Raw genomic sequence first — 18,085 nt, forward strand, 5'->3', positions numbered from 1 at the left:
CAGGTGAGCTGTAAAGCCATAACAACCGAACCCGATCACCAGAACCAAACCACCAAACCACCAAACCACCAAACCACCAAACCACCAAACCACCATCAACCGAAACCCGATCACCAACTGAGATCTCCGGGATTCACAACACCCCCTTTTTATCTCCCAAAATCCCCTTCACTATCTGCACATCCTGAATCCCCAATCCGGTTAAATCCGCCAAGGTAATCTGTTGTTCATTATCTCGAAAAGGGATGCCTTGCACTAAAGCTAAACCGATCTCAGTTAAGCTGTGATGGGCCAATAGCCCTTGCTTAAATGCCAACGAAACTTCGCCAAAATCGGTACATTGCACAATTGAATCCACCAGAATTTTATCGGCTCTCGCTACCAACTCGGTGGAGAGCTCGTGCTTACCCGCGTTATCTGCCCCAACCGCCGTAATATGTGTCCCCGGCTGGATATCCTCAGCCTGTAAAATTGGCTCCTTGCTGGGTGTGGTTGTGACAATAAATTGGCTGTGATGGGCCAGCTCTGCGGCATTCAACGTAGTGTTGACTTCAAAGCCCTCTGCCTGCGCATATTGGCGATACTCCTCTAATGCAGTTTCACTGCGGCCCCAGACCCATAGCTGGCGGCAAGTTATCACATTTTTCAGGTACATCAGATGCAGCCGCGCCTGTATTCCTGTTCCCACGATACCAACGGCGCTGATGTGCTGTGGCGCACAAAGCTCGGCGACAATTCGCCCGGCCAGTGCTGTGCGTAGCGCCGTTAGCCAGCCTTCATCCAGTAAGATCGCTTGTGGTTCACCGGTTTGTGCCGAAAACACCATCATCAATCCTTGATTGCTGGCTAAGCCTTGAGCGGGATTATCATAAAATCCACCGGAGACTTTCACTACAAACTGGTCATCGCCCTGTAAGTAACCACTTTTAATACAGCAATCACCATTGGCATGATCAAACAGTAAATGCTGCACTGGAGGCATCTGGACTCGTTGCTGGCTAAAAGCAATAAATCCCTCTTTGAGCAGTAATGTGATGCGATCAGCATCGAATTTGTCGAGAATCTGTTGTTTATTTAGAATTAGCATCCGCTGACAGCTCCCAGATATTTCTCCAGCACAATATTCTTACCGCACAACACCACCGCCACTTTCTTACCTTGCCATTGCGGAGCCAATTTCAGTGCCGCAGCCAGTGCCACACCGGCGGCACCTTCAATCATCCAGCGGTCAGTACGGGCAATCAGACCCATGGCCTCTTTGATTTCTTGCTCACTCACCAGCACCTTCTGATCGATTAACTGCTGGCACAGTGCGAAGGTGATAGCCCCCGGTTCGATACCACCGGCGGTTCCGTCAGACAGCGTTTCTTGCTCTGCCACCTCCTGAATTTGTCCCTTTTCCAGACAGGTATATAGGCTGGTGGCATTGACCGGCCAGCAACCAATCACCTGTGTTTTATCCGATAATGTTTTCAATACGGTCGCAATACCTGAAATCAGGCCACCACCACCAACGGCAACAAACACCGCATCAAGATCTGGCTGCTGTTCGATCATCTCCATGCCACAGGTGCCTTGCCCGGCAATGACCTGCGGGTCGTTATACGGTGAGATATACACTTTACCTTGTTGCTCAGCGGCGATACCGGCGGCCAGTTCAGCATTTAAGGCATCACCGGGGACTAATTCAATTTGACCACCCAGTGCACGGATAACATCCAGCTTGATGGCTGCCGCCTGTTCTGGGGCGTAAATAGTGGATTTAATCCCCGCCAGTTTTGCGGCCAGCGCCACACCTTGCCCATGGTTACCGGTGGAGGCGGTGATCACACCTTGCTGGCGTTGTGCATCATTGAGTAAACGTAACTTGTTACTGGCCCCACGAAATTTAAAAGAACCGGTGTGCTGCAGGTGCTCACATTTAAGATAGATCTCACAACCGCTGTGTTGAGATAGTAGCGGGCTATGCTCCAACGGCGTGACTCTCACTTGTGGGCGTAATATCTGGTGGGCCTCTTTGATGGCATCAAACAACGTATTCATCTCGATTCCTTTAAATTTTATTTTCAATATATCCGTGGTACAGCAAGTTGTCTGCGCGCTAGCTGCTTCCTGCAACTCGAATTATTTAGGGTATATACGTCAAAATATGACGGGGCGTTCTGTATGCCATAATGGCACACATATTTAGCAAAAAATGTCATTTGCAACTTATCATAAAAGAATTAAAAGCATAAAAGAGTTGAAAATATGAATGCGCAAAAACACCATTTCTTACCGGAACAGCAGCTTACCTTTGATCCCAGAGGCCATCAGCTCACCAATATCAATATCTGGACCCCGGATAGCCAGTGGTTGGCTTATGATGTGCGCCCTAACGGTGGGACTTTTAACGGCTTAACGATTGAGCGAGTAAATTGTATTACCGGTGAAATTGAGGTGATTTATCGTGCTCAACAGGGTGCTCATGTCGGGGTGGTGACCGTGAGTCCTGATATGCCCGCACGCTATGTGTTTATCCACGGGCCGGAACACCCGGATAGCCACTGGCACTACGATTTCCATCATCGGCGTGGGGTGATTGTGTCCGAGCCGGATAGAGAACTGGCGGTGACCTTAGATGCCATGGATATCACGGCACCATATACCCCCGGTGCGTTACGGGGAGGCAGTCATGTGCATGTTTTTAGCCCTGATGGTAGCCGCCTCAGCTTTACGTATAACGACCATGTACTGCATGAACGGGATCCAGCGTTGGATTGCCGCAACGTTGGTGTTGCCCTGCCGTTACGTGGTGTGAATCCTCCGAAACACCACCCTCGTGAGCACGATGGCAGCCACTTTTGTGTCTTGATCAGTTGCACTACGCCTACGCCGCAAGCCGGTAGCGACCAGATTAATCGTGCTTATGAGGAAGGTTGGATAGGGGAACGGGGTTACGTAAGGGCTGATGGTACTCGCCAGCGTTGGGCACTGGCATTTATCGGCGATACCTTTTCCGCACAGGGTGAGAAGGTTCCTGAAATTTTTATTGCTGATTTGCCTGAGTATGATCGAGATTATGCACGTGCCGGTACGCACCCACTTGAGGGAACGGAAAACACGCTACCCGCGCCGCCTGCGGGCGAGATCCAGCGGCGGCTAACCTACACCACTGAACGACGTTTCCCTGGGCTGGCAACCTGTCCACGCCACTGGTTGCGCTCATCGCCGGATGGCCGTGCCATTGCTTGCCTGATGAAAGATGATAACGGTGTGGTGCAGTTATGGTTGATCTCTCCTAATGGCGGTGAACTGCGTCAACTGACAGCGAGTCAATGGGGGATTCAATCTGCATTTAGTTGGAGTCCACAGGGAGGGCATTTGGCCTTTATTTGCGATAACAGCGTGATGTTGTGCGATAGCCTAACCGGACATTTACGGCGGCTGACGGCTCGCAGCGTGGTGGCCCCGTTGGCTGACGCTGTGGTGTTTTCACCAAATGGCAAAAAGATCGCGTTCATGCGTGAGATCGATGGATGGGCACAAATCTTTACTGTGCATGCTGATTAGCAGCGACAAGATCTATTGGCTGGAGAGGGTTGAGAGGATCTATTGTTTTGGCGTATCACCTGTCTGATTGGTTTGCTGGTTCTGTATCTCGGATTGCCGGACACGTTCACGCGGTGAACTGGCCACTTTGTCCTCACTGTCTGAACGCAGATAATCGTAGGGCAGGAATAGGGTATCCATCACGGCGGAGAAAGGCAGGTCTACTGCCAGTAAGGGGCGTAGTGCCCAGCCGGTATCGTCATCTTTGAGCATGGCGATATTGGCTTCGGTGCCAGAGTAATAGCCTTGGCTACTGCTGGTGTGGGTCAAAATACTGGAACAACCGCTGGTCAGCAGCAGCGAACAACCAGTAGCAAAAGGGATAACGATATTTCTCATTATGTTATTCGGCTCTCATCACCAAGTGATTAACCCACGACGTCAGTGTCAGGTTTTGTCTTTCATTGTCACACTCTCTTACAGACACTTCCTATAGTCAAAAATTCAATCTTCTGGACTTATTTTTGCTTAAGTATAAGTGATAGAGGCCATTTCATCGAATATTTACCGCCTGTATTTTCCAATGAGATTTTTTTGCGAAATTTTTTTGATTTTTCGCTTGAAAAAAAGAAGAGTGCACCCACTTTATTATCAGGTCGAAGAGAATACGCCGATAGGGTATTCAGACCATAGGCCTGTCTAGAGTGGAAGGCTTAATTATAAAGTGTGATAACACCCTTGCTAATCTATTTAGGAGGCAGTTTGTATGCGTAATTCCGATCTTGCTCCATTGTATCGTTCCGCTATCGGTTTCGACCGGTTGTTTAATTTATTAGAATCCGGCCAGAACCAAAGTAATGGCGGTTACCCTCCTTATAACGTCGAATTAGTTGACGAAAATAACTACCGTATTGCCATTGCGGTGGCAGGCTTCGCAGAGCAGGAGCTGGAGATTACTACTCAGGACAATTTGTTGATTGTTCGAGGTTCTCATGCCAATGAGCCTGCACAACGCACATATTTATACCAAGGTATCGCCGAGCGAAACTTTGAACGGAAATTCCAGTTGGCTGAACACATTAAAATTAAAGGTGCCAATTTAGTGAATGGCTTGTTGTATATCGATCTTGAGCGGCTGGTGCCAGAAAGTTTGAAACCACGCCGTATTGAAATTAAGTAATCAGTCCTTATATAGATTTTTTAATAGTGTGAATTAGTTACATATACCCAAGTTAATTCAAGAGGCCGGTAGGCGGCAACCGAGTAAATCCTCAGGAGCTTAGATAACTAAGTGACTGGGGTGAGTAAGGCAGCTAACCCCTGCATCTTGAAAGACGACAGGTATATTTAATAACAGCGTTTGGCCTGCCGTAATCGGGGGCTGACCGGTCACGGACTGTTTATATAACGTTAATCCGTGGCTGCCTATTATCTCGCTTCAAAGAAGGAGTTAACGTATATGCGTAATTATGATTTGTCACCTTTACTTCGTCAGTGGATTGGCTTTGATAAACTGGCCAGTACAATGCAGGGCGGTCAGGAGCCACAAGGCTTCCCTCCTTATAACATTGAAAAAACTGACGATAACCACTATCGCATCTCACTGGCGTTAGCCGGTTTTAAACAGAGCGAATTAGATATTGAAGTCGAAGGCCCACGCCTGACAGTACGTGGTAAGCCAACACCAGTAGAGAAACAGGTTGAATACCTGCATCAAGGGCTGGTTCGTAAAGAGTTCTCGTTGACCTTTACCTTGGCTGAGCATCTGAACGTTGATAATGCCCAGTTTGAAAATGGCCTGCTGCATATTGATTTACTGCGTCAGGTGCCGGAAGCACTGCAACCACAGCGTATTGCCATCGGCAGTGCCGCACCTCAGGAGCGCCAGGTATTAGAAAGCCCGGCAGCACCTGACCAGCAGTAATGGTTGTTAAGTGACCTTGTGGTTTTGATAAGTTGGTTTAAAAGTTAGTGTTTTAACGTGTCGTTATGATGACCGGTACCCTCTGCCCGGGGTACCGGTGGTTACCTCTTATTGCACGACCCTCTGTTGTGTGTTTTTAGCATTATGCTTTTTCCCCCTGTTTGTCTTTACACCGGAGAGATTCCCCGCTCTCCGGTGCATTTTGTGGCGTATCCCACATTTAACCTCCCCCCCTTCTGACAGAATCCCTACTAATTGTAAGAATTTAAGGCCATGCATAGCATCTGAGGCAATCATGATGCTGGTGAGAATAGAGAATCCCTGTGGGAGTAGAAGTGGCCAACCTATTTTTAAACTTAGGCAAGGAAGTGATTTATGAGTGCTATCGCCCTTACCGTCAGTATGTTGGCGCTGGTCGCCGTATTGGGGTTATGGATCGGTAATTGGAAAATCTATGGTGTGGGGTTAGGTATCGGTGGGGTGTTATTTGGCGGCATTATTGTGGGCCATTTTGCACAAACTTATCAGATCGTCCTTAACGGAGATATGCTGCATTTTATTCAAGAGTTCGGCCTGATTCTGTTTGTGTATACCATCGGTATTCAAGTCGGGCCGGGGTTCTTCTCTTCACTACGGGTATCGGGGTTGCGGCTTAACTGCTTCGCCATCCTGATGGTGGTTGTAGGCGGGTTAGTGACAGCGATTATTCATAAGCTGTTTGCCGTGCCGCTGCCGATTATTCTGGGTGTATTTTCGGGTGCGGTAACCAATACTCCGGCACTTGGCGCGGCTCAGCAAATTCTTACCGATTTAGGTTCGCCGCCACAACTGGTTAGCCAAATGGGGATGGGTTACGCCATGGCGTATCCATTTGGTATTTGTGGCATTTTACTGGTGATGTGGCTGATTCGTTTATTCTTTAAAATCAATATCGATCGTGAAGCGAAAGCGTTCGACAGCAGCTACGGGCAAAACCGCGAGTTGCTGCAAACCATGAACGTTGCGGTGCGTAACCCCAATCTACATGGTTTATCGGTACAAGATGTGCCATTGCTGAACAGCGATGAGGTGGTCTGTTCACGATTGAAGCGTGGCGATTTACTGATGGTGCCCATGCCAGCCACGGTGATTGAAATTGGGGATTATCTGCATTTGGTTGGGCAACGGGATGCGCTGGAGAAAGTGCTGTTAGTTGTGGGTGAAGAGGTTGATGTTACGTTATCCACGGCAGGAACGGCGTTGCAAACGGCTCGAGTGGTGGTGACCAACGAGGCGGTACTAGGTAAAAAAATCCGCGATCTTAATCTGAAACAGAAGTATGACGTGGTGATTACTCGTCTTAATCGCGCGGGTATCGAGCTGGTCGCCAGTAACAGTGCCAGCCTGCAATTCGGCGATATCCTCAATTTGGTGGGCCGTCCTGAAGCTATCGAAGCGGTGTCCGCGGTTGTGGGGAACGCGCAGCAAAAATTGCAACAGGTGCAGATGTTACCAGTATTTATCGGTGTCGGTCTCGGGGTTTTACTGGGGTCGATACCGCTGTTTGTTCCAGGGTTTCCGGCGGCATTACGTTTAGGGCTAGCGGGTGGTCCGCTAGTGGTGGCGTTGATCCTCGGACGGATTGGTAGCATTGGTAAGCTGTATTGGTTTATGCCACCGAGTGCTAACCTGGCCTTGCGTGAATTGGGGATAGTGCTGTTTCTGTCAGTGGTCGGGTTGAAATCCGGCGGTGATTTTATTAATACTTTGGTCAATGGTGATGGGCTGGCATGGATTGGTTATGGTGCGATGATCACCGGGATACCGTTGCTAACGGTAGGCATTTTGGCACGCATGTTGGTCAAGATGAACTATCTGACCCTATGTGGCATGTTAGCGGGTTCGATGACGGATCCACCCGCGCTGGCCTTTGCCAATGGTCTGCACCCGACCAGCGGTGCGGCGGCGTTGTCTTATGCGACAGTGTACCCGCTGGCGATGTTTCTACGAATCATGTCACCACAGATATTGGCGGTATTGTTCTGGACGTTGTAGAGCGTTAATTCGCGGGCTATTAAACTTCAGGGCAGCGTAATTGGCTGCCCTGTGCGTATTGGTGAAGGGGGTAACGGTGATTCACCCTGTCGGAGGGTTAACCGTATAGAGATTAATCAGTAAGTTATTTCGCTTCCTGAAACGCCCGTTCAATCTCTTCTGCCAAGATCGCCACACCTTTTTCAATCTTTTCCGGAGCTGGCACATAATTCATTCGCATACATTGGTGAGTATGTGGCCAGTCATAGCCCAGACCGGGGAAGAAGTAGTGGCCCGGTACCATCAAAACGCCACGTTTTTTCAGGCGCTGATAGAGTAGTTCGGTGCTAATTGGCAAATCTTTAAACCACAGCCAGAGGAAGATAGCGCCTTCGGGTTTGTGGATCAGGCAGCGTTCAGCGGGCAGGTATTGGCGTAAGATAGCGATGGTCTGCTGTACTCGCTCAAAGTAAAACGGGCGGATCACCTCGTTGGATAAGCGCAATAAATCACCACGCTCAATCATTTCGGCGGCGATCGCTGGCCCCATACCGCCTGGTGACAGGCTGATAATACCGTTCATATTGGTGATGGCCGAAATCACTTTTTCATCGGCAATAACAATCCCGCATCGTGAACCTGGTAGGCCCAGTTTTGACAGGCTCATGCACAAGATGACGTTCGGGTTCCACAGCGGTGTGGCGTCGGTAAAAATAATACCAGGGAAGGGGACGCCATAAGCGTTATCAATCAATAACGGAATATTACGTTGCTGCGCGATAGCATCAAGGCGGATTAACTCTTCGTCAGTAATGACATTACCTGTGGGATTTGTGGGCCTTGATACACATATTAAGCCAATATCATCAGTAATATTGAGGTGTTCAAAATCCACGTGATATTTGAACTGGCCCTCGGGTAACAGCTCAATATTCGGTTTGGCGGAGACAAATAAGTCCTCATCCAGACCTGCATCAGCATAGCCCAGATACTCTGGCGCCAGTGGGAACAGCACCCGACGGCGGCTACCATCGGCATAACGGCCAGCGAACAAATTAAATAAGTAGAAAAATGCACTCTGACTGCCATTCGTCAGTGCAATATTCTGTGGCTCTATCTGCCAACCTAGCTCATCGCGCAGCATTTTTGCCAGTGCTTTTAGCAGCAAGTCTTTACCTTGCGGCCCGTCGTAATTACACAATGCCTCGGTTAACTTGCCTTCTGTTAGCATCTCCTGACACAGTTGTTGGAAGTAGGTATCCATCTCAGGGATATGTGCCGGATTTCCGCCACCAAGCATGATAGAACCCGGTGTTCTCAGGCCATCGTTGAGGTCATCCATCAATCTGGTAATGCCCGCATAACGGGTAAATTTGTCGCCGAAAAGTGAAAACTTCATAAATGAAAATGTATTGTTATCTGTAAGTGAACAAGTACCATACTCGCAGATAAAAGCGGACGCAATGCGGAAGAATTTCTTCTGACTGCGTGAAAATATCGCCATACATATTCAGAGCGGGATAATAAACTAATCTGGCTAAAAAAGTAAAAAACCATGAAATGGCAAGAGGAAAGCATTAACCTTTTTTTCTAAGGAGTAAGGGGATTATTATCATGAAATAAGGCATAAAAAGCCAAAGGAGAGCAATGGATTTACTTCTTCCAAGATAGTTTAGACACCTAATGCTACTAGAAATCAAAGGCACTATAAATAGCAGTGTTAACAAGATAGAAAATGATTCTTTTGAGAGAACAAAAAAATATAATGAGTACCAACATAACTGAAATATTAGGAATAATGCATATTCAAGTTTGCTTTCTTCCCCGTACGAGTCAAAAGAAAGTTTGTATGCCCTAATTATCAGTTTTAGAAAATACATTTATCACTTTCCTTATAAGGAAGAGATTTATAATTGAGCTAAGTATAATGTTACAGGCAATAATTAAATCATATCCATGAATTACATTATGGTTAGCATAAGGAGATGTTCTGACCATAAAGTGACTAAGGGTTAACGTTAATAAAAGAATAAAGTAAAAAGATAACGATAAGAAGGGAAAGACCATTTTATTTTGAATGGCACCCTCTTTAATGAAAAGTAAGGGTAAATAGGAAATTGTGACGCTGATTGAAAGAAGTAATGCATTAATTGCATTTGATGTCATCAAGGTAAAAATATCATAAGCCAGTATGGCTTTACTACCATATAAAAAATATATCATGTGGTAATATAAATTAAAACCAATAAATAGTGCAATAATAAAAGACCCTATTAGAAATGCGATTCTATTTTTCATTAGAAGATCAACGCCTTCTGCATTTAAATTGGATAATATAGAAAAATAGTGTTTAGTTATTGTCATTTTATCATTCTTTATAAAAAGAAATAAATTAAGTTTCTAAGTATATAGTTGATTATGTAAATGACCAGTAAAAATAATATAAATAAGATATTTCTTGTTTAAAGATAAGCGTGTAGATAAATGTGGTAAAGGTTCCGTATTTTGTATTTATCCTAATGCTACAGATCAATTGACGGCAGAAACAGACGTTGAGTTTGTATTTTTATGCCCGGAATTGCATGTGACTGGTGACCGAACGTTATTTAGCGATCGGGGATCCCCTTCGTCCTTGACGTCGCAGGGGGTAGCTGCGGAATTTGACTGCCTCATTATGCTAACCATACGCGCCCGCACGGTTAGCTCCAGATATTAGTTCCTATCACCGACCCAAACGACCAGAACCTTATCGCCCTGATGTTGGCGGCTAAAGGCATAGTAATTGGCGGTTTGTTGCGATTGTTGTACACCAGCGCCTATCGCGGGATGACGGGCGCGGAATTGACTGACTTTTTGCCAATGGGCCAACAGTGCGCCTTTTCCCCCCGATAGCTCACTCCAGTTCATATCCGAACGGGTACCCTGCAACGGATCGGAGCCAGTTGGGCCAAACTTCCGCCCGCTTTCATCACCGTAGAAGATTTGTACTGCCCCCGGAGCCAACAACAGTAAAGAGCCTGCTCGCTGCTGTTTTGCCAGTGACTGTTGTGCATCGTCTTTAAAGAATAACCGGGTATCGTGAGAAGAGAGGTAGCTCAACACATTGAAGTTTTGCAGTTTCTCCGCCATTTGGTTGTAGGTATTATCGATAGATGAGAAGCATGCCAGCGCCTGATTTGCCTGATCCTGAAAATCAAAATTAATCATGGCATCAAAGCCATTTTGGTAGTAATCACTTTTCATGACACCGTGGCCCCAGGCCTCTCCGGTCATCCAAAATGGTAGATTATCCAGCGCCTGTTCTGGATGTGCGGCTTTCCATTCGGCCAGTGCCGCGATGCTCTGCTGCTTTAATTGTTGCCAGGCGGGTTTCTCTACATGCTTGGCAGTATCAACCCGAAAACCGTCAATGCCGTAATCGCGTACCCATTGGCTTAACCAATGCGTCATATAATCACGGGGTGTCGCACCGGCGATTTCTTGGGCTGCGGTGTCCGGTTTGTTACGGTAAAACACGGGCAAACCGCTGGGCTGCGTCGATTCTGTTTTGATATCGGGTAGGAAGGCCAGCGACATCGTCAGATCGTCATAACCGGGGGTGTCGTAATCACCAATATCGGTGCGGATCCACTTTTTACCCCACCAATTATCCCAAGCGCTCTTATCACTGAAGTTGATGTAATCATTAAAGCTGTGCCAGGTCTGCCCGCTGCCAGGGGTCCAGTCGCTCCAACGCTTACCCAAGGTTTTTTCCTGCTGATCGCCTTGCAGGTAGAGCGCCCCGAATTGGTCGTTCTGCATATCCGCCAGCGTTGCATAACCCACATGATTCATCACCACATCAAATAGGATGCGAATGCCGCGTTTATGCGCCTGTTCAACCAGTGTGCGTAAATCCTGTTCGGTACCCATATTGGCATCCAGACGGGTCCAGTCCAGCCCGTAGTAGCCATGATAGGCATAATGTGGGAAGTCGCCTTTGGTCCCCCCGCCGACCCAGCCGTGAATTTGTTCCAGTGGAGAACTGATCCACAGTGCGTTGACCCCAAGCTGTTGCAGATAATCCAGCTTCTCGGTAAGCCCCGCCAAATCGCCACCGTGAAACGTTCCTATCTCCTGCATACCATCGCCATGACGGCCATAGCTATGGTCGTTCGCTGGGTTGCCGTTATTAAATCTGTCGGTCAGGGCAAAATAGACCGTAGCGTTTTGCCAGCTAAAAGGCGCGGCTTGCTGTGTTTGGGCCGATTCCAACAGCAGTAAACCACCACTCTCTGGGGCGGGTCGTAGCGTAATTTTGCCGAGGGAAACGGTTGCTGTTTGGCCGGAATAGAAATCCCGTACAATTTCACCTTCGGCAAAGGTTTTACTGACGTCCACGGTCACAGGATTGCCATCCCAGCGTTGGCAACTGTGGGTGACGACCTGGACTGCCTTCGCTACGGGTGCGGTGACACTCAAGGTCAGCGTCGGGGTGCCGCTACGGGTATCGATTCGCGCTTGATACTGGCCATCACGGAACAACCGCCACGGTATCGCGATATTATCCTGGCAAGGCTGCAACGAGAGCATTTGGTTTAGCTTTACCGGCCCGGTTGGCTGCCAGCACTGTTTGCCCTGATAAAATTTTAGAGGGTATTCGCCTTTGGTCAGTGCGCTGCTACTGAGAAAAATACCGCTGTCCTGTTCAATAAAAGCCGGGAAATGCTGTAGGGACCAGTTCGCCATCGCGGCCGGTGAAAGAACCAGTAGCAAGGGGAGTGTGAGACGTTTCATGGCGCGTCTTCCTAATATTGGGTTCGAGAAGCGTATAAAGTTTGAGGCAGATTCAGTGTGCCGCTTGGCGAAGAAATAGCCTCATCCCTGAGCAGTTTTTGTAGGGAGGAGGGGGGCGGAGGATAAGGATTTGAGGCGGCAACACCCCCAAAAAAAGGGCCGTTATCACGGTTCGGCAAAACGTTATTGACCAGCCAAATATCTATTTACCAGCCAAATATCTATTGGCCTGATAAACATCTATTGACCCGCTAAACAGGGAGGGCCAATAGAATTGACGGGCGGATGTTAATTTAGTGAGTTGTTAGCACCTGTGGGTTTACACAGTTCTCTTTTACCGTGCCGGTGAGGGCATTGATGAGGTTATCAACCGCACAAGCCGCCATGTTGTAGCGGGTTTCATGGGTGGCAGAACCAATGTGTGGTACAGCAACCACATTACGTAGCGTCAGGAGTGGCGAATCCACAGGCAGCGGCTCTTGCTCAAAGACATCCAGCCCCGCGGCGTGGATCGTGCCATTTTTTAAGGCTGCAATCAGTGCCTGTTCATCTACCACAGGTCCACGGCCCGCATTAATCAGGATTGCACTGGATTTCATTTTTGCCAGTTGCTCACGACCAATCATATGGTAGGTCTGTTCCGTCATCGGCAAGGTAATACACAGGAAATCGGCCTCAGCCAGCAGGGTATCCAGTGAACAGTGGCGGGCACCAAAACGCTGTTCTGCTGCTTCGTGGGGGCGGCGGCTGGTGTACAGCACGGGCATATTGAAACCAAAATGTGCCCGTTGGGCTAACGCCATGCCAATACGACCCATGCCCAGAATACCAATGGTTTTATGGTGAACGTCAACACCGAACCAGTCATCACCAATGCTCTCTTGCCATTCACCGGCTTTCACCCGCTCCGCCAGTTCAACCACCCGACGCGCCGTAGACAACATTAGCGCCATCATGGTATCGGCCACGGTCTCTGTCAGCACGGTTGGCGTGTGCATCAGTGCAATGCCTCGTTGATTCAGGGCATCAACATCGAAATTGTCATAACCAACAGAAATGGTAGAGGCAGCCCGTAAATTTGGCGCTAATTGTAAAAAGTTCTGATCAATTTTACCGCCAGAACCAATCAATCCTTCCGCTTGTTCTAGGGCAGCCAATAGCTCTGGCTGATTATCCGGCGTTAAGCCATCAAAACTATTTACAGTAAAATGTTGTGCTAAACGCTGATGCAGATCGGTGGGAATACTTTTGTACAACACAATAGAAGGTTTCATCACACACTCCAGCCAGTAATACTCGTCATATTTCAAATTACCTGCACACTCTCATCCCTATCAGTGAGTTAATGTCAGTTTTTGGGGGCGCTTAATTGCCACCTTGCTGTAACTCGAATGATTTAGGTCATAGCGAATTATTTAGAATACAGCAGTAAGAACCCAAATTATTAGATAAGAACTCAAGCCAGCATAACAGTGATCATGGCCTTGGGATCAAGCGCTAATCATCACTAAAATGTGATGATTGATGAAAATACCCATCGATTTACCGATGGGTATGCTATGTACGGGCGGAGGTATCAGGCTTTTTCACCTCCTGCGAGGCGTGTCGCTATTACGTTGATTTTGTTGCGATGGCAAAGTTAAACAAGTAAGGTCTTGGAATAAATGAGCCAGCGACTTTTTAGATAAAGAATATATGTTAGATAAATAATGCATGTTAGATAAACAATACATATTAGATAAACAATGCATGAGCCAAAAATAAAAAATGTTTCAATGATACCGGGGAAGAGATGAATATTGATCATGGGACCAGCCAGCCACAGTCAGTCGGTGAACGGCTGCTGTTGCTGCTCAAAACTCGCGGCCCACTACAAGCGAGCGAGGCGGGGAACATTCTGGGCACCACCGGTGAAGCGGCGCGTCAGCAGTTTGTTAAACTGGCCAAAGAAGGGCTAGTGGTAGCCGAAGCACAAACCCGCGGTGTGGGACGGCCAATTCAGTTATGGCAATTAACCGAGAGCGGTAATACACATTTTCCTGATGCCCATGGTGAGTTGACAGTGCAACTATTGCGCTTAATTCGCACCCAATTGGGCGATAACGCACTGGAGTTACTGATCGATAGCCGTGAACAGGAAACTCGCGATCAATATTGTCAGGCGATGGTAGGAGCCAGTAATGTGGCTGAACGTGTCGAGCGGCTGGTGGCTATCCGCACCCGTGAAGGATATATGGCACAATCGCAGGTCGAGGCCGATGGCACTATCTTGTTGATTGAAAACCATTGCCCAATTTGTGCGGCAGCGACCAGTTGCCAGGTTTTTTGTCGTGCTGAACTGGCGGTATTCCGGCAAGCATTGGGCGTACCGGTTGAGCGGGTTGAACATATTTTATCTGGTGCTCGCCGCTGTACTTACCGCATCCGACCCGAATAATTATGATGACCGGGAGATTGTCGCCAGGAAAAGATGGGGAGCAGTGCGGATAAGCCTTGGGGCGTTATCCGCATGTTTTATCACGATGTTTACTATTGATATTTATCGCATTGATGCATATTGCCGTTGTTTACAGTGGGCTTAAGGTGATTTCAACCCGGCGGTTTTGCGCCTTACCGGCGGCAGTACTGTTAGTCGCGACTGGGCTATCGGGGCCAGCGCCATAAGAGCGGATACGGCTGGCAGCGACGCCCTGTACGATCAGTGCGCTAGCCACATTATCCGCCCGCTGTTGCGAGAGCACGATATTATGGGCGCGTGTACCCGTACTGTCGGTATAACCAGTCACATTGACCGCAGTTTTATCATACTCTTTCAATACCATGGCGACGCCTGTCAGGGTATTGGCTCCGGCAGGTTTCAGGTTACTGCTATTGGTATCAAAGGTAACGTTATTCGGCATATTCAAGACAATGTTCTCGCCCTGACGAGTGACGCTTACACCGGTACCGCTCATTTTTTCACGTAATTTGGCTTCCTGCACATCCATGTAGTACCCGGCCCCGCCACCTAATGCCGCGCCCGCCGCTGCACCAATTAATGCACCTTTACCACGATCATGTTTAGACGATGACAACATACCAATTCCTGCCCCCAGCGCGGCCCCGATACCGGCCCCATAACCCGATTTACCGGCTTGCGACTCACCGGTATAAGGATTCGTGGTACAGGCTGAGAGGATCAGTGCGACGGAGACGATGACGACAGGAGCCAGAATACGCTTTTTCATGAAATTACCTTAATTGACACTCTATTTCGGCGAAGAGATGACAACATCGCCAAATAGCGGATAAAAAATTTATTAACCAGCATTAACTACATTGGCTGGCATTGATGTGCCATCGTTATCCGGTAAAAGGTCAGCGAATACCATTGAGAAAACTCTTATAATGCTGCCAGATTGGCGGAAGTGCTGGTTTTCTCGACAAATTTCTCATAAGAGCGCGCTATGGCAATGAAAAAGTCGTTAGTACGCCCAAAAGCGCGGTTATTACGGCTCCCACACAAGTCTTGCCATCATTGCATCTTGTTTTTCTGCGGTATGAACAGTGCCTTGCGATATGAATAAAGAAAGCGATAAAAGACGGGTTAATGTGTGGATTGTTGCCAATGCATCGTGAGGATTGTGCCCTGAGTTTCTGCGTGATAAGCCCGCCCGATGACCGTAAAACCCTGTTTACGATAGAAGCGGTAGGCGCGCTGGTTTTGCTGATACACCTCCAGACTCAGCGCTGGGTAGTGTTGCTGAACATGGTCCATCAAGGCCTTGGCGACACCGTGGCCGTGAAAGGCTTGAGCAACAAATAACGCCCCGACAAGTTGTTCTTCCAGGATACTGATAAACCCGATAATCGCGTTTTTCTCACCGGCCGCCCCCGGTTGCTGATATACCCAGGTACGTGCTACCGGAAGATAAGTCTCTCTGATTAAGGGAGCGCTCTCATGCCAGTATTGCTCGGCAACAAAAGGGTGTGCATCAATGGTACTGGTTAGCCACAGTTGCATCAGGGCATTGAGATCGTCGGGTTGGTAGATTCGAATCATTTCACTGCGTTATCTGGGTGGCAGAAACAATTCGCCATGTGATCGTTCACCAAGCCGCTGGCTTGCATAAAAGCATAACAAATCGTCGAACCAATGAATTTAAACCCACGTTTTTTCAAAGCCTTAGACATGGCATCAGATACTACGGTGGTGGCCGGGGCTTCTGCCAGACACCACCAATGGTTAATCTTTGGCTCATCATCAACAAAACGCCAGATAAAGCGTGAGAAGTCTTCGCCGTTGGCTTCCATTGCTAAATAAGCCTGTGCGTTGGTAATAATGGCTTGGATTTTACCGCGATGGCGGATAATTCCGCTGTCCTGTACCAGTTTTTCTACCTCTTCAGGCCCCATTTTAGCCACCCGCACCGGATCAAAATGATGGAAGCATTTGCGATAATGCTCCCGTTTTTTCAGCACGGTTATCCATGAAAGCCCCGCTTGTTGCCCTTCCAGACAGATCATTTCAAACAATGCCCGGCTATCTTTGAGTGGCACACCCCATTCGGTGTCGTGGTAGGCCAGGTAAAGGGGATCAGAGGTAACCCAACCACAGCGTTGCAAGCTCATATTTATTTACCTTTTTTGTTGTTTGTTATAGCGTTTGTAGCTTGTTATAGCATCTGTGTAGCTTGTTATAGCGGAGGATGATCGCTGTTCAGGTACAGATAAGCAACCCGCTCATTTCTATTCTGTGGTGACCTTAATAGGGGGCTGGTGTGGTTAGAAATGGTGAAATTTAAACCACTTTATCCCTTCGTCGGGCCATAAATTAAACCTGATTGCAGCATCTTACCGGATTCTGGCTGTATATCTTACGGTCAACGGGTATACTGACCCATTCCATTTTAATCCACTTGTATCGCGTGCGAATCCAACATGCAAAAGTTTGATACCAAGACCTTTCAGGGCCTGATCCTGACGTTACAGGACTATTGGGCGCGCCAAGGCTGTACCATTGTTCAACCACTGGACATGGAAGTCGGCGCGGGTACCTCCCATCCAATGACCTGCCTGCGCGCAATTGGCCCAGAGCCAATCGCTGCTGCTTATGTACAACCTTCACGCCGCCCGACCGACGGTCGCTACGGTGAGAACCCGAATCGCCTACAACACTATTATCAGTTCCAGGTGATCATTAAACCTTCGCCAGACAACATTCAGGAGCTGTATTTAGGCTCGCTGAAAGAGCTAGGTCTGGACCCGACCATCCACGATATTCGTTTCGTTGAAGATAACTGGGAGAACCCAACACTGGGGGCCTGGGGTCTGGGTTGGGAAGTGTGGCTAAATGGCATGGAAGTCACGCAGTTTACTTACTTCCAGCAAGTGGGTGGCTTGGAATGCAAACCGGTCACCGGCGAGATCACTTATGGTCTGGAGCGTTTGGCGATGTACATTCAGGGCGTAGACAGCGTTTATGACCTGATATGGTGCGACGGTCCGCTGGGTACCACCACTTACGGCGATATTTATCATCAGAATGAAGTGGAGCAATCCACCTATAATTTCGAATACGCCGATGTAGATTTCCTGTTCTCCTGCTTTGAGCAGTACGAGAAAGAAGCGCAGTCCCTACTGGCGCTGGAAACTCCACTGCCGCTGCCTGCTTACGAACGTATTCTGAAAGCGGGTCATACGTTTAACTTGCTGGACGCCCGTAAAGCTATCTCGGTTACCGAGCGTCAACGCTATATTCTGCGCATCCGTACGCTGACCAAAGCTGTCGCCGAGGCTTATTATGCCTCCCGCGAGGCATTGGGCTTCCCTATGTGCAAAAAGAATCAGAACTAAGAGGCT

16 protein-coding genes are annotated in these 18,085 nt (G+C 48.2%); 6 read left to right on the top strand and 10 right to left on the bottom strand.

Going from position 1 to position 18,085, the window contains the following annotated elements:
* Window positions 1-133 precede the first annotated feature (133 nt).
* Complete coding sequence (locus AC971_RS14480) at window positions 134-1,087, bottom strand: ornithine cyclodeaminase family protein (RefSeq protein ID WP_025381950.1); 954 nt, start codon at window positions 1,085-1,087, stop codon at window positions 134-136.
* The gene (locus tag AC971_RS14485; protein ID WP_025381949.1) at window positions 1,081-2,043 is read right to left on the bottom strand and encodes a threonine/serine dehydratase; all 963 of its coding nucleotides are present in this window, start codon (window positions 2,041-2,043) and stop codon (window positions 1,081-1,083) included. The genes AC971_RS14480 and AC971_RS14485 overlap by 7 nt, the downstream gene beginning before the upstream one ends.
* Window positions 2,044-2,250: 207 nt before the next feature.
* Here AC971_RS14485 and AC971_RS14490 point away from each other — a divergent pair, with 207 nt between their 5' ends.
* The gene (locus tag AC971_RS14490; RefSeq protein ID WP_025381948.1) at window positions 2,251-3,552 is read left to right on the top strand and encodes a YidR family protein; all 1,302 of its coding nucleotides are present in this window, start codon (window positions 2,251-2,253) and stop codon (window positions 3,550-3,552) included.
* 39 nt (window positions 3,553-3,591) lie between these two features.
* On the opposite strand, the gene AC971_RS14495 is transcribed toward AC971_RS14490, so the two are convergent.
* On the bottom strand, window positions 3,592-3,930 hold the full coding sequence (locus tag AC971_RS14495) for a YceK/YidQ family lipoprotein (protein WP_025381947.1): 339 nt from the start codon (window positions 3,928-3,930) through the stop codon (window positions 3,592-3,594).
* 367 nt (window positions 3,931-4,297) lie between these two features.
* On the opposite strand from AC971_RS14495, the gene ibpA reads away from it, so the two are divergent.
* The 3 genes from ibpA to AC971_RS14515 all read left to right on the top strand — a co-directional run bounded on the left by ibpA (window position 4,298) and on the right by AC971_RS14515 (window position 7,489).
* Complete coding sequence (gene ibpA, locus AC971_RS14500) at window positions 4,298-4,711, top strand: small heat shock chaperone IbpA (protein WP_002209636.1); 414 nt, start codon at window positions 4,298-4,300, stop codon at window positions 4,709-4,711.
* 279 nt (window positions 4,712-4,990) lie between these two features.
* The gene (gene ibpB, locus AC971_RS14505; RefSeq protein ID WP_025381946.1) at window positions 4,991-5,455 is read left to right on the top strand and encodes a small heat shock chaperone IbpB; all 465 of its coding nucleotides are present in this window, start codon (window positions 4,991-4,993) and stop codon (window positions 5,453-5,455) included.
* A 375-nt stretch (window positions 5,456-5,830) separates the two neighbouring features.
* The gene (locus AC971_RS14515) at window positions 5,831-7,489 is read left to right on the top strand and encodes a putative transporter (RefSeq protein WP_025381944.1); all 1,659 of its coding nucleotides are present in this window, start codon (window positions 5,831-5,833) and stop codon (window positions 7,487-7,489) included.
* Window positions 7,490-7,613: 124 nt separating this feature from the next.
* Here the strand turns inward: AC971_RS14515 and AC971_RS14520 are convergent, their stop codons facing one another.
* The 4 genes from AC971_RS14520 to ghrB form a co-directional block, all read right to left on the bottom strand.
* Complete coding sequence (locus AC971_RS14520) at window positions 7,614-8,867, bottom strand: valine--pyruvate transaminase (protein WP_025381943.1); 1,254 nt, start codon at window positions 8,865-8,867, stop codon at window positions 7,614-7,616.
* A gap of 455 nt (window positions 8,868-9,322) precedes the next feature.
* The gene (locus AC971_RS14530) at window positions 9,323-9,766 is read right to left on the bottom strand and encodes a hypothetical protein (RefSeq protein ID WP_025381941.1); all 444 of its coding nucleotides are present in this window, start codon (window positions 9,764-9,766) and stop codon (window positions 9,323-9,325) included.
* A 414-nt stretch (window positions 9,767-10,180) separates the two neighbouring features.
* Complete coding sequence (locus AC971_RS14535) at window positions 10,181-12,244, bottom strand: alpha-amylase (protein ID WP_025381940.1); 2,064 nt, start codon at window positions 12,242-12,244, stop codon at window positions 10,181-10,183.
* A gap of 293 nt (window positions 12,245-12,537) precedes the next feature.
* Window positions 12,538-13,518, bottom strand: coding sequence for a glyoxylate/hydroxypyruvate reductase GhrB (gene ghrB, locus AC971_RS14540; RefSeq protein ID WP_025381939.1), 981 nt, complete (start codon window positions 13,516-13,518; stop codon window positions 12,538-12,540).
* Window positions 13,519-14,036: 518 nt separating this feature from the next.
* On the opposite strand from ghrB, the gene AC971_RS14545 reads away from it, so the two are divergent.
* Window positions 14,037-14,681, top strand: coding sequence for a helix-turn-helix transcriptional regulator (locus AC971_RS14545; protein ID WP_025381938.1), 645 nt, complete (start codon window positions 14,037-14,039; stop codon window positions 14,679-14,681).
* Window positions 14,682-14,811: 130 nt separating this feature from the next.
* On the opposite strand, the gene AC971_RS14550 is transcribed toward AC971_RS14545, so the two are convergent.
* The 3 genes from AC971_RS14550 to AC971_RS14560 all read right to left on the bottom strand — a co-directional run bounded on the left by AC971_RS14550 (window position 14,812) and on the right by AC971_RS14560 (window position 16,855).
* Window positions 14,812-15,471, bottom strand: coding sequence for an OmpA family lipoprotein (locus tag AC971_RS14550; protein WP_025381937.1), 660 nt, complete (start codon window positions 15,469-15,471; stop codon window positions 14,812-14,814).
* A 359-nt stretch (window positions 15,472-15,830) separates the two neighbouring features.
* Complete coding sequence (locus AC971_RS14555; RefSeq protein WP_025381936.1) at window positions 15,831-16,286, bottom strand: N-acetyltransferase; 456 nt, start codon at window positions 16,284-16,286, stop codon at window positions 15,831-15,833.
* On the bottom strand, window positions 16,283-16,855 hold the full coding sequence (locus AC971_RS14560) for a DNA-3-methyladenine glycosylase I (protein ID WP_025381935.1): 573 nt from the start codon (window positions 16,853-16,855) through the stop codon (window positions 16,283-16,285). The genes AC971_RS14555 and AC971_RS14560 overlap by 4 nt, the downstream gene beginning before the upstream one ends.
* Window positions 16,856-17,164: 309 nt before the next feature.
* Between AC971_RS14560 and glyQ the strand changes: the two genes are divergently transcribed.
* Window positions 17,165-18,079, top strand: coding sequence for a glycine--tRNA ligase subunit alpha (glyQ, locus tag AC971_RS14565; RefSeq protein ID WP_002209624.1), 915 nt, complete (start codon window positions 17,165-17,167; stop codon window positions 18,077-18,079).
* Window positions 18,080-18,085 lie beyond the last annotated feature (6 nt).

The sequence above is a fragment of the Yersinia similis genome, assembly GCF_001053095.1.
GTDB classification, from domain to species: Bacteria; Pseudomonadota; Gammaproteobacteria; order Enterobacterales; family Enterobacteriaceae; genus Yersinia; species Yersinia similis.

What these genes read in the sequence shown, in the direction of transcription:
- ibpA (WP_002209636.1), top strand. Translation starts at nt 4,298, where the DNA reads ATGCGTAATTCCGATCTTGCTCCATTGTATCGTTCCGCTATCGGTTTC.
- AC971_RS14515 (WP_025381944.1), top strand. Translation starts at nt 5,831, where the DNA reads ATGAGTGCTATCGCCCTTACCGTCAGTATGTTGGCGCTGGTCGCCGTA.
- AC971_RS14545 (WP_025381938.1), top strand. Translation starts at nt 14,037, where the DNA reads ATGAATATTGATCATGGGACCAGCCAGCCACAGTCAGTCGGTGAACGG.
- AC971_RS14495 (WP_025381947.1), bottom strand. Translation starts at nt 3,930, where the DNA reads ATGAGAAATATCGTTATCCCTTTTGCTACTGGTTGTTCGCTGCTGCTG.
- AC971_RS14480 (WP_025381950.1), bottom strand. Translation starts at nt 1,087, where the DNA reads ATGCTAATTCTAAATAAACAACAGATTCTCGACAAATTCGATGCTGAT.
- AC971_RS14535 (WP_025381940.1), bottom strand. Translation starts at nt 12,244, where the DNA reads ATGAAACGTCTCACACTCCCCTTGCTACTGGTTCTTTCACCGGCCGCG.
- glyQ (WP_002209624.1), top strand. Translation starts at nt 17,165, where the DNA reads ATGCAAAAGTTTGATACCAAGACCTTTCAGGGCCTGATCCTGACGTTA.
- AC971_RS14555 (WP_025381936.1), bottom strand. Translation starts at nt 16,286, where the DNA reads ATGATTCGAATCTACCAACCCGACGATCTCAATGCCCTGATGCAACTG.
- ghrB (WP_025381939.1), bottom strand. Translation starts at nt 13,518, where the DNA reads ATGAAACCTTCTATTGTGTTGTACAAAAGTATTCCCACCGATCTGCAT.
- AC971_RS14520 (WP_025381943.1), bottom strand. Translation starts at nt 8,867, where the DNA reads ATGAAGTTTTCACTTTTCGGCGACAAATTTACCCGTTATGCGGGCATT.
- AC971_RS14530 (WP_025381941.1), bottom strand. Translation starts at nt 9,766, where the DNA reads ATGAAAAATAGAATCGCATTTCTAATAGGGTCTTTTATTATTGCACTA.
- AC971_RS14550 (WP_025381937.1), bottom strand. Translation starts at nt 15,471, where the DNA reads ATGAAAAAGCGTATTCTGGCTCCTGTCGTCATCGTCTCCGTCGCACTG.
- AC971_RS14485 (WP_025381949.1), bottom strand. Translation starts at nt 2,043, where the DNA reads ATGAATACGTTGTTTGATGCCATCAAAGAGGCCCACCAGATATTACGC.
- ibpB (WP_025381946.1), top strand. Translation starts at nt 4,991, where the DNA reads ATGCGTAATTATGATTTGTCACCTTTACTTCGTCAGTGGATTGGCTTT.
- AC971_RS14560 (WP_025381935.1), bottom strand. Translation starts at nt 16,855, where the DNA reads ATGAGCTTGCAACGCTGTGGTTGGGTTACCTCTGATCCCCTTTACCTG.
- AC971_RS14490 (WP_025381948.1), top strand. Translation starts at nt 2,251, where the DNA reads ATGAATGCGCAAAAACACCATTTCTTACCGGAACAGCAGCTTACCTTT.